This window comes from Candidatus Formimonas warabiya (assembly GCF_002777255.1).
Classification (GTDB): domain Bacteria; phylum Bacillota; class Dehalobacteriia; order Dehalobacteriales; family Dehalobacteriaceae; genus Formimonas; species Formimonas warabiya.
In genome coordinates, this window is the sequence record NZ_CP017634.1 from 3,314,233 (window position 1) to 3,328,468 (window position 14,236).

Below are 14,236 nucleotides of genomic sequence, written 5' to 3' on the forward strand. Positions count from 1 at the left end.
ATCATTGAAACCTAAACCAAATCTAGTTTAATACCAGTAGAAAGAAAAGACAAGATAGAATTATTATAAAATAATGCAAAAATAACTAATTTTTTTGAATCGCAAACATAATTTCCCCTTCGCAGACCAATTCTCCCTCTACGGTGGCTACTGCCTTCGCCTTTCCCACGGCACTTCGGAAGTTTAGCACTTCTACTTCCAGGCGCAGAATATCACCCGGAATTACCTGCCGCCGAAAACGGAGCTTATCAATGCCGGCAAACAGGGCAATCTTACCGGCAAATTCCGGTTTCTGCAAGACCAGGACCGCGCCTACCTGAGCCAAAGCTTCCACGATCAGTACCCCGGGCATCACCGGATAACCGGGAAAATGGCCTTGAAAAAAAGGTTCGTTCGCCGTTACGTTTTTTTGTCCCACAATGCGCTTGTCCTCTTCCATTTCTAAAATTTTATCCACCAAAAGAAAAGGGTAGCGATGGGGCAGAATTTTTTCAATTTCTCTGATATCCAACACGTGATCACCTCAATATTTTACTCAAGCATCAGGCGCCGGTTTTAGCCTTCCGGTAAAAACCACTTCTCCCGGAAATTAATGGACAATCATAATAATACTTCAACAAAAGATCCTATTCTCCTTTATTTATACCCGGTTCTTTTTTAGTTTTCCTGTTATTGTCTGCCAAATCAGGCGGACATCTTCCACTTTTAAGAGCACAACGAAAATAAAATAGCTGAGGCCCCCGGCAGAAATAGCCGTCATCACCGCCAAAGCCAGATTGTGTTTTGCCCCCATATCGAAGCGGGCGCTGAAAAAATCAGCGGCCAGCCAAGCCACAATCGCCATCATACCTGAGGCCAAACAAATTTTTCCGAAGGATACAAACAGTTCCCGCCCTTTCAAACTTGGCAGATGCTGTTTTAACCGGATAAAAAGGAACCAGGTTCCCGCTGCAGTAGCAAGCGAATAGGCCAGTGCCAATCCGGAATGGGACATGCGGCCCATCAAAGCCACGCTCAAGATTACATTCACACCTACAGACACGATTCCTGCGACGACCGGGGTCCTCACATCGCCTACCGCGTAATAGGCCCTGGTTATTACCATATAGGCCGCTCCAGGAAACAAGCCCAGAGCATAATAGAGCAAACCCGAAGCGGTGGCAATAGTGTCCTTGTGATCAAAGGCTCCCTGCTCAAACAATAACTGGACGATGGGAACCCGCAGCACCATCAGCCCAACTGCGGCAGGAATAGTAATCAGGCTGACCATGCTTAGTCCCCGCAGCATGGTATCGGATAATGATTTTTTATCTCCTTTGATCGCCTGTGCGGCCAGCGTGGGATAGATCGCCGATGCCACGGCAGCGACAAAAACGCCTTGAGGCAGGTTCATTAATTTCATGGCATAATTTAATGCCGAAATGCTGCCCTCAGCCAGCCAGGAGGCGAATACCCGATTCAGGGCCAGGTTAATCTGATTCACCGCCACGCCCAAAATGATGGGGCCAATTGTCACCATGAGCTGGCGCACAGCCGGGTGCTTGATGTCAAAAACAAAACTGTATTTAAATTTCACACTTTTCAAAAAGGGAACCTGCAAGAGAAGAAAACCCAGAAAACTCAGCAATGTTCCCACGGCAAGGCCCGTAATGCCATAATGGGCGGAGAAAAATATGACGGAAAAAATAATAATCAGATTCGAAAAACCCGGCGCAAAGGCCGCTACCGCAAACTTGTAAGATGCATTCAGAATGCCGGTAATGACCATGCCCACGCCCATAAAAACCACCGAAGGAAACATGATTTGAGTCAAAGTAACAGCCAACCGGGCGGAAACAGGATTAAAGCCCGGAGCGGTAATCTTTACCAAAACCGTCGCTCCCATTATGCCCAAAAGAGTCACCAGGGTAAGAACCACCAGGGTAAGATTTAAGATGGTGCTGGCCACATGCCAGGCCTCATCGTAATTCTCATCCACTAAATATCTCGTTAATACAGGTACGACCGCCGTTACCAGGGCAAAGCCCAGGATGGCCTGTAAAAAATAGGGCAAAGTATAGGCAATGAAGTAAGCATCGGTGTGAAAGTCCGAGCCAAACCCCCAGGCAATAAAACTTTCCCGGGCAAAGCCCAGGATTTTGGTGACCAGATTCATGACCAGAACAACGCCTACTGCCCCCACAATACTTCTTTTCATACGATATCTCCCTCTAGCTCAATTGACAATTTCCCTGATGGATCAGTTGTGCGGCAATCTTGGCGTTCTCCCGGGCCTTGATTTTGAGAACCTCGGTCTTTTGAAGCAGATCCTGCTTTATTAGACTGTAATCGCCGAGAATTTGTTCCACAACTCTTTTTAAATCCGCACAGGACAGGGTCTCTACCGAACAGGCTGCCGCCTGCCCCATCAATTCCGCAAAACGTTCTACTTTGGGGTCATAACTGACGGCAACAAAGGGGACCCCTTGAGCCCCGGCCATAATCAACGCATGAAGACGCATGCCGATGATTAAATGCATGCTGCCCACCGCATCCATCATCTCTCCAGGGCTGAAATTATCTTTTACCAGGAAGCTCTCTCCTTTCATCAAATTGGCTACTTTCCGGCATACCGAAATGTCTCCGGGAAAATGGAAAGGTAAAAAGATCACCCGGTACCCTTTTTCGCCAATAAAATCGCACACGGCAGCCATTTCCTTCTCATTGAGCCCGTCCCAATGCCGCAGGCTGACCCCGACACATTTTCTTTCATCCGAATTTAAAGGATGCAAACTGTCCGGAAAATGCCTATCCCCCGGCCGCGCCCAGCCGATCACCGGGTCAACCGTTACTGCAATGGGAGGCCGGGAAACCCCCATGGCCTCCAAATCAGCTTTGGATGCCTGATCCCGGACAGATATCGCCCTGACCCTGTTCAACACCCGGGCCATGAGTTTTCGAGCCCAGGAACGCTTTACGGGACCGATGCCCTGGGCGTAAATCATCACCGGTTTTCCGAACCAGTGGGCCAGTTGGATCACCCCTAAATAATAGAGAATGCTCTTGGGCCCGGTGACGTCTTGCAGCAAACTGCCCCCTCCGCTGATCAAGAGATTACAGCGGCGCAAGGCAGGAATAATCTGGGCCACACGCCACCGGTTCACTGCCTGAACAGAATATTGCTTTTCCGTCTGCTGAGGATCATTGGACAAAACAGTAATCTGAACGTCCGGCATCTCATCACGCAAGGCCTGAATCACCGAGGCCAAAACCGCTTCATCCCCGATATTATTAAAACCATAGTAACCGGACAAAACTATATTTTTCATTTTCTTTTCCGTCCTATCCATCGGTTATTTTTACCATACTATTCCCCGATGATTCCGGCTTCCGGAAACCGCTTACCGGATCCGAAACGGTTATTTATTCATGGTCAGCTGCCATTTTTCCATAATTATTTTACCCACCTTGTACACTCCAATCAATACGAGTCCCAAAATGATCCCCAGCCACAGGCCGTTGAAGGCCCGCATCAGGGAAATGAGCAAAGGCGTATGAATGTGGGCAAAGGTATTGACGATGGAAACCTGGCCGATCACGGCCACGAGCAGAACAGGAAGATACTTGTCCCGGTAGCCCAAGTAAAACATGAGCAGCATCAGGGGGTGACCGATTAAGAACTCCTTTGTCCGGGGCCTTACAGCGAGCAGGTCGGTCAGCCTGGCGCGCAAGGCCAGTTCCCAGGCAGAGACAGCGGCATTTTCATTGCCTGTGCGCATAATATAAACCAATAGTACGACGGCCAAAACGCCTAAAAGAACCACATATTTTACCGTTACGGGATAATCCAATAGTTTGAGCAGCTTTTTCCATGGTTTTCCCCCCCGATCCTTGAGAAACCAGAAAATAAAAATAATCAACATGACGGGAACCAGGTGGGCGATTTTAACGCCCATAAACTGGTCTAACGTATACATAAAGGCTTTGTCCCCAAGCAACCCCACCGTCAAAACAGCGCCGATCAGCGACACCAGGGTGGCCTTGATGAACAGCCAGATGGACTTGATGACTCCGGAGGGTTTTTCTCTCAAGTACCAGGTGACAGAAAGGGTAGGAAAAATAATTACTGCGAGCAAAGCCAGTCCTTTTCGGGCCAAACCCACCTGACCGATGAACAAGAGCCCGGCCGTGCCTAAAAATCCTAATACGCCTAACACCAATCCCCATTTTTCCAAACCGACGATCCGAAAGAGCAGCATTCCCCCCCCAGCCACGGCCAAAGTAATCACCAACAGGTAGATCCGGGAAAAGGGCAGAGATCCGAAAGATTCCGGTTTCCCGAAAATAAAGCCTTTACCCTGCAAAGAGCTTTGAAGTTCTTCCAGGTACAATTTTGTCTCATGCAGTCCCATATCCGGGAAAAAACGCACGAAAAGCACCCGGATATCCCGTTCGGAAGCAGCCAGGGTAAACCTGTCTACCGCTTTCGTCTGGGTCATGGCAGACATTTCATCTTCCGGAATGGAGTGGAGGCGGACCACATTCTTATCCAGATACTTGGCCACGGTCGCCAACCCTTTTTGAGGGAAAAACTCCACCATGCCCACCGGCACACCTAGACCTTCTATATGTTTGGCCAGGCTTTCAAAAGCATCGTTTTGCTTAGGAGCCGGCAGTCCTACGCCCGGAAGATCGCTGTCGTTAAAAAACACCGCGCTGACCGGCAAGTCCTTAAACTGCCCGAAAACAAAATCCAGTCCGTTTTCATTAACGGTCCGCCAGGACCGGATTTGAGGGATAATATCCAAATCCAGGGAACTGATTAATTTTAACTCCTTTTCATCAAAACCCAATCCCATGTTGGAAAGGTCTTTTGATGTCAAAGACGTTCCCAAAACAGGAATGACGCCCTGGTCGGCTTGCAGATAATAATGCACCATACTTTTTGCTTTTGATCCTGTCTTCAGCTCAAGATTCCGGCTTACTCTGTTCATGACCTGGGAATCGGAAAAGATGAGATAGTTCCAATCCTCATGAATTTCGGCAGCAGCCTCATTTTGTACGGGCAGCCGGCCGGTACCGGTCCCGAGCTTTAATTCCCACAGCATTTCCGTTCCGGTTTTCACCAAAACCTGGCCGGCGTTCTTTAAATCATTGAGTGTCGGCTCTTTGATGAGGACACCTGTAATATTCTCTTTTAATCCTGCCAATACCGCTTCTTCAGAGATGTTCTCCCGGCCGGCCAGATCTTTTACCTGGCTCCAGTCTACCGTTACCTCCAGCTTTTTGTTGGCCTGTTCCACTTGATGCCTCTCCCAGCCGATAAAAAAGGCCATCAAAATTCCTACCCCAATCATGCCCAGTAAAAGATACTTCATCCATTTATTCAACATCTTTATCCTCCGTACCGTACAATTCAACAATATCTTTATTTTACCACATCTTTCGGCGATAACAAACCCCGAAGGAGCTTTAAATAAAGCTCTTCGGGGTTGCGGGAATTGGGCTTTCACCTGAATTAAGAACTTGCGTCAAAAAGGCACGGCCGGAAGCCGTGCCCAAGTCTTATGATCCAAATATCTTGCGGAAAAACCTGCTTACCCCTGTTTTTAACGGTTTCGGTTCCCAACGCACCACATCCCGGCCTTCCAGCACGGCCAAAGGGTTATCCTGGGTTAATACTTGACATCCTTCTTTCCCCACAAGTTTCTCCACAACAGGATGCACCAGGTGCAGGCACGGTCCTCTTTCTCCCCCCGGCTCATGGGCGTCGCCCCCGATCATATGAGCCAGGTTCCGTTCCACCAGGGACAGAGCCGTCTGTCTCACCTTACTGCCAAAGTACCCCAGCAGGCTTCCCCCATTGATTTGCATCAAAACACCTTGCTGAACCATTTCAGCGACCAAATCCTCGTTCTCGCCGAGCTGGCGGTTTCTCTCCGGATGGGCCAGAATAGGAGTAACGCCCATCAGTCTCAATTCATAGAACACATGGCGGGTAAAAGAAGGCATACTGTAAAAGGGCAGCTCCACCAGCAAATATTTGCCCGTGTCGTTGATTGTTAACAGTCTCCCCTGTTTAAACAAACCGGGGACTTCATGGCAGATCTCCACTTCCATTCCCGGCAGGATTTTGATATCCAAATGGTAAGCGCTTAAAACATCATTTAACTCAGCGATGCAGTTGAAAATTTTTTCCTTGCCAATCTCACAGCTTCCCCGGATGAAATGAGGGGTTGCTGCCACAATGGTAACCCCTGTTTGGGAAAACGCTGCCGCCATTCTGATGGTGTCATCCAGGGTAGCGGCACCATCATCTCCGCAGGCCAAAATATGTGCGTGAATATCGATCATGGCCCCACACCCTTATCACTCATCGTAATATTTCCGGTAATACTGCTGGTAGTACTTTCGATATCCCTTGTAATAATTACCGCCATTCATCGTGGAATCGTTCAAAACAGTGCCTAAAAGCGGTGCCTCCGCCTTTTTGAGAAGCTCCTTTGTTTCTTTTAAGGCATTTAATTTGGTAAAACCGGCCCGAACGACCACAATCACGCCGTCGCACTTGCCGGCAAGAATAATGGGATCCGCTACCGCAATCGCGGGAGGTGCATCAATGAGAATTACTTCATACTGCTCTTTCAACAAATCCAATAAACGGTCCATACTCTTGGAACCCAACAGCTCTGCCGGATTGGGCGGGATAGGGCCGCTGGACAGTACGTTCAAATTGGGCAATTGGGTATTTTGCACAGCCTCATCCAGAGAACAGTACCCGGTTAAATACTTCGTCAAACCGATTTCATTGGTCAACTGGAAGATCTCATGCTGCACCGGCTTTCTTAAGTCACAGTCCATGAGCAATAATTTTTTCCCCGTCTGGGCCATGGCCACAGCCAGGTTGGAGACGATCGTCGACTTCCCTTCTTGAGGCCCGGAACTGGTGAACAAGATGGTTTTAACCTGCCGGTCCACATTGGTATACATTAAATTTGTGCGCAGCATTCTAAAGGATTCGCTGATATAGGCCTTGGGATGATCCATGGTGTAAAGCTTTCTGGTACCTAGCGGAATATCTTTGGTAAAAAACCTTTTCATATAAGCACACAACCCTCTCTATTCTATCACGCTAATGTCTTCCCGTCGGTATCGTGGCCAAAACAGGCACATCCATTAATTTTTTCAAATCATCAGCCGTTTTCACGGTATCATCAAAAAACTCTAAAACAAAAGCTATAAGAACCCCTCCCATCAGGCCTAAGATGGCGGCAATGGCCATATTCAGCTGCTTATTGGGCTTAACCGGCGTACTGGGAAAATAGGCCGGTGAAACCAGGGTCAGGTTCATGCGCCCAAAGTCTGCGGACTTGGCAATCTCTGTTTCGATAATTTTGCTGTTCAGCACGGTGTAGGCGTTTTCCAGAGAATCCATTTTTCGCTTTACGGTAGCTTCTTCCAATTGTTTTTTGGAAAGCTCCGCTTGTAGATCGCTAATCTCCTTTTCCAGAAGGCCAATATTTTTTTGGGTGCCGATAATTTGGGCTCTGGTCTGAGCAATTTCCGCATCTTTATCGTTTAAGCTTTTTACTAATTCCAGGTATACCGGGTTGATCTCCTCGGTAACCATACTGCCGCCATCCGCCGCCGTCCCGTTTTCTCCGGTAAGATCCTCAATGCCGTCCGCATTGATATCACCGGTCTCTCTGTTCCCATCATTCCAGGAATTTGTTTGCAGCTTGGCGGGTGTGTTGGCCAGGTTTTCTTCCAAGCGGTTCTTTCCCGCAATTAACTGTTCAAGCAATACCTGACTCTGCAGCAACTGGGCATTGGAAGTCGTCAAGATGTCGGTCTTGCTCATCAGTTCCTTTTCCAGGGAATCTGAATTTCTCGCCTGGGCTTTCCCCTCCTGATAGGCTTCCGTGGTTTTCTTCAATTCGTCCTCCGTCTGCTTTAACTGGGAAGCCAGATAGGCCACGGCCTCTTTGGCCTGCTTCTGGTTGCTGGTAAACAAAAAAGCATAAAATTCATCCACCAAAGTGTTGGCGATGGATGTGGCCAGGGCAGCATCCGTATTAATCACTTTAACTTCAATCATATTGGTTTCTTCGTTCCCGGTAACAGTGATCTTTTGGGCCAAGGTCTTGGCAGAATACCCTTCTTCTTCCAGATGTAATTTTTTGATCACATTATTCAAAATTTCCGTATTCTTAAATTGCCCCGTAAAAGTATTGAGATTTAAAGTGGGCATCCGGGAAAAACTGTCTACCGTGGACTCCAGAGAGCCGTTTTCCTCCCGGTAGACTCTTTCATAATTAGGCTGGGTAGCCATCAGCACCGAAGTAGTTTCATAAACAGGCGTCAAAATAAAAGCGCTGACAATGTAACTGGTTAAAACACAGCCCAAAGAAAAAAGAAGGATCATCCATTTCCATTTTAACAACACACTTATGTACTGCCTTAAATCAATCTCTTCTACCTGGTCAATTTCTTGTTGTGTTTGTTCCATTCTGCTCCCCATCTCCGATTTTTTGTTTTGCCGCCACACATCAACATCTGTTATTAAATGACAATATTTACGATAATTATAAACCAATAAACAGCAAGATTCAACTTGTAAAAAATCAACCTATTTTTGCGCTTAAAATAAAAAAGGCTTTGTTCTCCTGAAAACAAAGCCTTTTTCCATGCTATGATTTTTTACAGATATTTTAGAACAACCGATTTTAATTCTTTAAGATCACTGTCACTGAGCTTGCTGCGTAATAGGGTCTTGATTTCAGTTTTTTCATCCGCAGTAAAACCATTTTTTGCCAAAGACAAAATATACATGATCTCATCATTACTCAAACTTTTCTTGACGATCTTAAGGACTTTCATTTGGTCTCCTGAAGAAATATCTGCCTCCTTCAGACGGGATTCCGTTGATGCGTGATCTGTTGTGCCTTGGCTCCCCTGTTCATAGTTCTCCCAATAATTTGAACCGGTATCTTCTTCAGGAAGCGGGATTGGGTCGGAGGTTTCAGTCTTTTCCGTACTCTGAGGTTTTTGGCCTGTCTCCTCATCAAAGGTTAAGATTTCTTCCACCAAAGCTTTTTCCAGAATCGGCAGGTTTTGCAAACGCTCGTGGAAATAAAGCCCTACCCCGACAACAGACAAGACCGCCATATAACCCAGAAGAATCAAACAAATTTTTTTTTGCATGATCATCAACCCCATTTTTGATTAGATAACATAAATAACCCTATCGTCGTCAGCCTTTGTCTTATTCTATTTTTGACAAGAGCCTTTTGATGATCACCGCAGCTTCTGCTCTGGTAGTCTGGGCACGGGGGGCAAGAATCTTTTCAGAACGTCCGGTCATGATCTCATTTTCCATGGCCAGCACCAAAGCTTTTTCCGCCCAGGGAGAAATCTCCTGCCGGTCTGAATAAGCGGCAAGGCTGCCCTCCTCGCCCTCCGGCTCTTCTAATTTCTCTTTATAAGTCAGCGCATTCACCGCCATGGCGGCCAATTCCTGCCGGGTAATATTGTTGTTAGGAGCAAAAAGATCATCCTTCACACCTTGCGCCAAGCCGGCGGCACAAGCCCGGTAAACACTGTCCGCATACCAGGCCTCTGGGGATACATCCGTAAATTTCCGGTCGATTTCCTGGCTAGGAAGGCCTAACGCATTTACCAGTAAGGTGGCAAACTCCCCTCTGGTCACAGGGCGATTCGGGGCAAAAGTAGTTTCACTGGCCCCGTTAATAATCCCCCGGCTGGCCAGAAACTCAATGTCTGATTGGGCCCAGTGCTGGGAAATATCGCTAAAGGTTTTCACCGGACGGGTCATCACCGTGTATTTGCTAAAGTGGGTCACCGGACAAATGATCACTTTTCCTGTCTTATCAATAGTCCCCTCCAACGGGTCCCACTTTTTCGTCTCCTCGTTGTACCTGTAGACGGACAAATTGTCCTCCTCGGCATTGGTCACAAAGCTTTCTCCATAAGAAAAGGCCAAGGAAACCGGTTTGGCAAAATCCGGTCCTGAAGAAACAGAGGAGCTGTTTTTCAAACTTAATTCAAAAATACCGCTCACTCTCTTCATCCCGGCCGCCAGCTTTCCTGTGACGGTTTCCGCTTCCTGGGCAGTGAGTTTCGCAGCGGCAGCCTGAAGATCCTTTCCGGAAAAACCGGACAGCACTTCCGGCGGTATTGTCAAGCTTACTTCAGTGCCGTAACAGGATATGTTCAAGGACATGCCGGCTCCAATTATTTTCGTCAAATCGGCCGCCTTAATTTGGAGCGCACCGGATCCGTCCGCCATTTTTAAAGATACTTCCTTGGCGCCGGCTTTAATTTGGCGTGCAATCTCGGCACTGTCGGCTACAGATGACGATTCTTTAGCGGAACCGCCGCCACCGCCGCCGCCCCCACCGCCGCCGGGTTCATCAGAGGCATTGAGAATCTTATCTTTCACCAATCTTCCAATGGCCAAAAAGCTTTGGGGAAGCAGGTCAAGCACCTCATCCGTGCCCCCATTGCTATAAGCATCCATTAATGTACTGATCGACAAATTCCAGCCTGTAAAAACAGCCTCAAAAACATTGTCATGGTCGCCGGATAAAAATAAATTCAGTATGGCATCGGCCATCGCATCTTCAATGTTTTCTTCGGTTAGCCTGTTATTTTCCTTCAACTCACTTTCCACCGCAGAAATAAATCTTCTGATGTCAGATTCAGACGCCCCGTTATCTTTCATCCTTTGCAGTTCCTCGGGATATTGGGAACTAATTGTATCATAAATATCATCCAAGGAACCTGCCCAAGCCGGGACTGGGCACAAGGGAACAATCAGGGAAAAAAGAAAGACCATTAAAACGGTAACCGTGATTCTTTTCGTTATGTAATATTTCACTCTGGACAACAAATCCCCTCTCCTTTACCAAAATTATTCTCCATTCATTATAAACCGACAAAATGCTCCAAGACAACCATCCGCTTTATTTCATCAGAGAGCTTTTTTCTGGAAGCCTGCTTGGTATTGCAAAAAAGGGTACCGCGTGCGGTACCCTTTTTTGCAGCTGGTTTCTATTGAATCTGATCATACATTCTTTTGATCATTACAGTACTCTCGGCTCTGGTGGCATTGGCCTTCGCCACAAAGGTATCGTCGGTTCTGCCTGTAATGATGCCGAATTCTACGGCTTTGGCCACATCTGCTTGGGCCCAGGAGGCAATATTAGCGGCATCTTTGAATTTGGCCAGTTTCTCCTGGATCTGGGCGTCCGTCAGATCCGTTTCCGCACCTGCCGTCGCCATGGCCCGGGCAATCATCACAGCCATTTCCTGCCTGGTAATGTTGGCACCCGGTGCAAAGGTGGTGGCGCTGGTGCCTTCAACGATACCGGCCTTAAAGGCGGCGGCCACTTCACCGTAATACCACTGAGACTTATTTACATCGCTGAAGGACAAGGCATATCCGGGATCCGCTTCCAGGCCTATAGCCCGCACCACTAACGCGGCAAATTGGGCCCTGGTAATCGGATCATTGGGAGCAAACTTGGTGTCGGTAATCCCTTTCACCACACCCTTCTCAACCATATATTCAATATCCGCTTTTGCCCAGTGATTTTTAACATCCGTAAACGTCAGGGGTTCTTCACTGGCAAGAACGGCATACTTGCTGAAGTGGGTGGTGCTGAATTCTATCGCATTATCTGATTCATCCACCCTTCCGTCCATGGCCACCCAGGTTCCGTCTGCTTCATCATACCAATAAACATCCAGCAAGTCTTCATCTATCCCGGAAAGATCTAATCCGTCATAGGATATGGTTACATCAACTTCTTCCTGGGGCGCCGGTGTACTGGTGATATCAAACACTTTCCCCACAAGCTTCATGCTGGCATCCAATTTGTCGGTAAGATCTTTCGATGCTGTCAGTTCGCTCACCTTTAAGGTAATTTTACCGGATGAGCCGCTTACTGCAAAGGCCCCGGCGGGAATCGTGAAGGAAACTTTGTCCGTATTAATCACAAGGTCTTTATCCGCGGCAGCTATCTTTTTGTACGTCTGGACACTGATATTGATTGTTTTGGTTCCCTCGGGCACCGTAATGGTAATGGCCTTATTCCCGGCGTTCAACTGTTTCGTCACTTCACTGTCGCTGATGGTGTAACCGGTGCTGGAACCGCCGCCACCACCACCGGAACTGCCGGAAGTCGTGACATCAATTTGGGCAAAATCCGATTCCAAGTCATTGGCATCAATCGCCCTGACTTTAAAGGTATAAGTGGTGCCGGATCGTAAGCCGGTGACCGTATACGTATACGTATAGGGTTCGTTGGTGATAGTTCCTACCAAGGTATTACCCTGGTAAACTTCATAACTTCCTCCAACAAGACTGCTGGTCCAGGTCAATGCTACCGAAGAAGAAGTCGGTACGGCACCGGTAATTTCCGGAATTTCCACCGCTTCCGCTATCGCCACAGGACTCAAATTAGTTTCAAACTGCACTCCATCATCAGTTATGATTGCTTCCCTGTATTCCCACCGGTTGTTCGCAGAGTTAAAGTGGAAAGCTCCCACATTATCGTCTGGATCCAGGCCTTCAGGAAGAGGCAACACCAACGTTACTTCTTGTCCCTTTAATCCGTCGATGGTAATTTCTATAGCCAGAATTCTATTTCCCAGTTCACTTAACTCATCGGACAATTCCGCCTTTTTGATCTCCACAGAAGCCTGACCGCCCCCTAAGTCTAAGGGAGGAATTGTAATGGCCAAGGAGGATCCCGCAGGAAGCCCCAGAGCCTGGCTTAACGCAGAGGATACAGGAATTACCGCTAAAACCGGTTGGGTTTTCCCGTCATTACCCAAAGGAATATCAGGAATGTCTATGTCCGCTGTGCCGTCTTGGTCTACCGCATAATCATCAGAAATCGCAATTTCCTTAACTACAAATTTATAACTGAAGCTAGCTACCTGACTGCTCACTCCGTTTTTCACAGCAATCGCTTTAATTACCGTATCTTCCGAAATATTAATCGGGGCAGAATACCGGCTACTGCTGGTAGTCGGTGTATTCCCGTTGGTAGTATAATAGATATTAGCCCCTGATGTAATGCTACTCAAAGATACGTTGATCGATTGATAGTCTTCTTTGCTGTATGTACCCGGTCTAGGGCTGGCAGTAGGGGTAGCAGTCTTAATCGTATAAACAAAGGTTTTGATTTCACTGCTCTGATCATCCTTAACCGCCATAGCCTTGATGGTTGTAGTCCTGCTGATGGTAATGGCTCCCGAATATTTCTGGCTGGGAGTTACCACGGGATCATTTCCGTTTGTCGTATAATAAATATCCGCCCCGGCAGTAAGGGTACCTAACATAACGGACACATCATTGTAATAGATGCCTTCCTCAAGGCTGGCCGTAGGCGCCAGTACCGGTGCCGATAAACCTAAAATGCTGCGAATGGTCGCAATGTCGTCATCAGTAATTAAGCCTTCATCCAAAGCTGTTTCGATGGCAGTGTCATACGCCTCCCAATCGATCCCGTATAAAACAAGTTTCTCCTTAACATCCCCTGGCAACGCATCAATAACCCCATTAATAAAAACTTTATTCTCCGGAGTAAGCGCAAAAGGATCTATGGGCTCACTAAACAACCGGAAAAATGCAGTTGAAAGAGCTACTAAATCATATGTTTTTAACTTGTCCTTGCCGGCACCGACAGCATCGGGAAATTTCTCCGTGAAAGCCGCATCAAGGCCATGGTAGTAATCCAGTAAATCGTCCATGTCATCAAGGGTAACATTTTGTTTTCCTAGCAGGGTTGTTAAAATATCAATAAATCTTTGGAACTCATCCCCGCCAAAAACAGCATCCTCTTTATAAAATACAGCATCCAAGAATTCCTCAACCGTATCGGAGTCAATGCCATATGCCAGCAGTTTTTCCTTTGTTTTTTCAGGAACAATGCTATTTCTGGCACTGATCAGCATTTCCATTTTTTCCAGCAAAAAATCCAAATGGTGGGGAGTAATCCCTTCCAAACGGTCCTTCAGTTCAGCAAGGTCTCCCGCATAGTCTTCATTGTTTAAAATAGCGAGAATTAAATCAATTACTTCACCCGCATCATTCTCATCCTCTTGACCGGCGGCAAAGACTGTTGCCGGAAACAACCCGAACACCATAAATACAACTAACAGTACAGAAATGAAACGCATCTTTCTTATAAAAATCAAATTCATTATCGCCTCTCCTCCTTATAAT

Annotated in this window: 10 protein-coding genes; all 10 read right to left on the minus strand. The window is 47.2% G+C overall.

Annotated features, from left to right (window positions below; genetic code table 11):
* Positions 1–85: 85 nt before the first annotated feature.
* The 10 genes from fabZ to DCMF_RS15265 all read right to left on the minus strand — a co-directional run bounded on the left by fabZ (position 86) and on the right by DCMF_RS15265 (position 14,214).
* Positions 86–514, minus strand: coding sequence for a 3-hydroxyacyl-ACP dehydratase FabZ (gene fabZ / locus DCMF_RS15220; protein WP_148135207.1), 429 nt, complete (start codon positions 512–514; stop codon positions 86–88).
* A 126-nt stretch (positions 515–640) separates the two neighbouring features.
* Positions 641–2,197, minus strand: a complete 1,557-nt coding sequence (gene murJ, locus DCMF_RS15225) for a murein biosynthesis integral membrane protein MurJ (RefSeq protein WP_148135208.1) — start codon at positions 2,195–2,197, stop codon at positions 641–643.
* Positions 2,198–2,210: 13 nt separating this feature from the next.
* Complete coding sequence (gene csaB, locus DCMF_RS15230) at positions 2,211–3,308, minus strand: polysaccharide pyruvyl transferase CsaB (RefSeq protein WP_148135209.1); 1,098 nt, start codon at positions 3,306–3,308, stop codon at positions 2,211–2,213.
* 90 nt (positions 3,309–3,398) lie between these two features.
* Positions 3,399–5,372, minus strand: a complete 1,974-nt coding sequence (locus DCMF_RS15235) for a DUF5693 family protein (RefSeq protein ID WP_148135210.1) — start codon at positions 5,370–5,372, stop codon at positions 3,399–3,401.
* A 172-nt stretch (positions 5,373–5,544) separates the two neighbouring features.
* Positions 5,545–6,333 carry a tyrosine-protein phosphatase gene (locus DCMF_RS15240; protein WP_148135211.1) on the minus strand — a complete coding sequence of 263 codons (789 nt, stop codon included), beginning with the start codon at positions 6,331–6,333 and terminating at the stop codon, positions 5,545–5,547.
* A 15-nt stretch (positions 6,334–6,348) separates the two neighbouring features.
* Positions 6,349–7,080, minus strand: a complete 732-nt coding sequence (locus DCMF_RS15245) for a CpsD/CapB family tyrosine-protein kinase (protein ID WP_214658631.1) — start codon at positions 7,078–7,080, stop codon at positions 6,349–6,351.
* 31 nt (positions 7,081–7,111) lie between these two features.
* Positions 7,112–8,488: a GumC family protein gene (locus tag DCMF_RS15250; protein WP_214658632.1), complete on the minus strand. Its 1,377-nt coding sequence runs from the start codon at positions 8,486–8,488 to the stop codon at positions 7,112–7,114.
* 191 nt (positions 8,489–8,679) lie between these two features.
* Positions 8,680–9,183: a hypothetical protein gene (locus tag DCMF_RS15255; RefSeq protein ID WP_148135213.1), complete on the minus strand. Its 504-nt coding sequence runs from the start codon at positions 9,181–9,183 to the stop codon at positions 8,680–8,682.
* Positions 9,184–9,244: 61 nt separating this feature from the next.
* The gene (locus DCMF_RS15260; RefSeq protein ID WP_236860338.1) at positions 9,245–10,879 is read right to left on the minus strand and encodes an S-layer homology domain-containing protein; all 1,635 of its coding nucleotides are present in this window, start codon (positions 10,877–10,879) and stop codon (positions 9,245–9,247) included.
* 173 nt (positions 10,880–11,052) lie between these two features.
* A complete protein-coding gene (locus tag DCMF_RS15265) occupies positions 11,053–14,214 on the minus strand; it encodes an S-layer homology domain-containing protein (RefSeq protein WP_148135215.1) in 3,162 nt (1,053 codons plus the stop codon).
* Between the last annotated feature and the right edge of the window lie 22 nt (positions 14,215–14,236).

Coding starts and splice junctions, on each gene's coding strand:
- murJ (WP_148135208.1), bottom strand. CDS start 2,197: ATGAAAAGAAGTATTGTGGGGGCAGTAGGCGTTGTTCTGGTCATGAAT.
- csaB (WP_148135209.1), bottom strand. CDS start 3,308: ATGAAAAATATAGTTTTGTCCGGTTACTATGGTTTTAATAATATCGGG.
- DCMF_RS15235 (WP_148135210.1), bottom strand. CDS start 5,372: ATGTTGAATAAATGGATGAAGTATCTTTTACTGGGCATGATTGGGGTA.
- DCMF_RS15240 (WP_148135211.1), bottom strand. CDS start 6,333: ATGATCGATATTCACGCACATATTTTGGCCTGCGGAGATGATGGTGCC.
- DCMF_RS15245 (WP_214658631.1), bottom strand. CDS start 7,080: ATGAAAAGGTTTTTTACCAAAGATATTCCGCTAGGTACCAGAAAGCTT.
- DCMF_RS15250 (WP_214658632.1), bottom strand. CDS start 8,488: ATGGAACAAACACAACAAGAAATTGACCAGGTAGAAGAGATTGATTTA.
- DCMF_RS15255 (WP_148135213.1), bottom strand. CDS start 9,183: ATGCAAAAAAAAATTTGTTTGATTCTTCTGGGTTATATGGCGGTCTTG.
- DCMF_RS15265 (WP_148135215.1), bottom strand. CDS start 14,214: ATGAATTTGATTTTTATAAGAAAGATGCGTTTCATTTCTGTACTGTTA.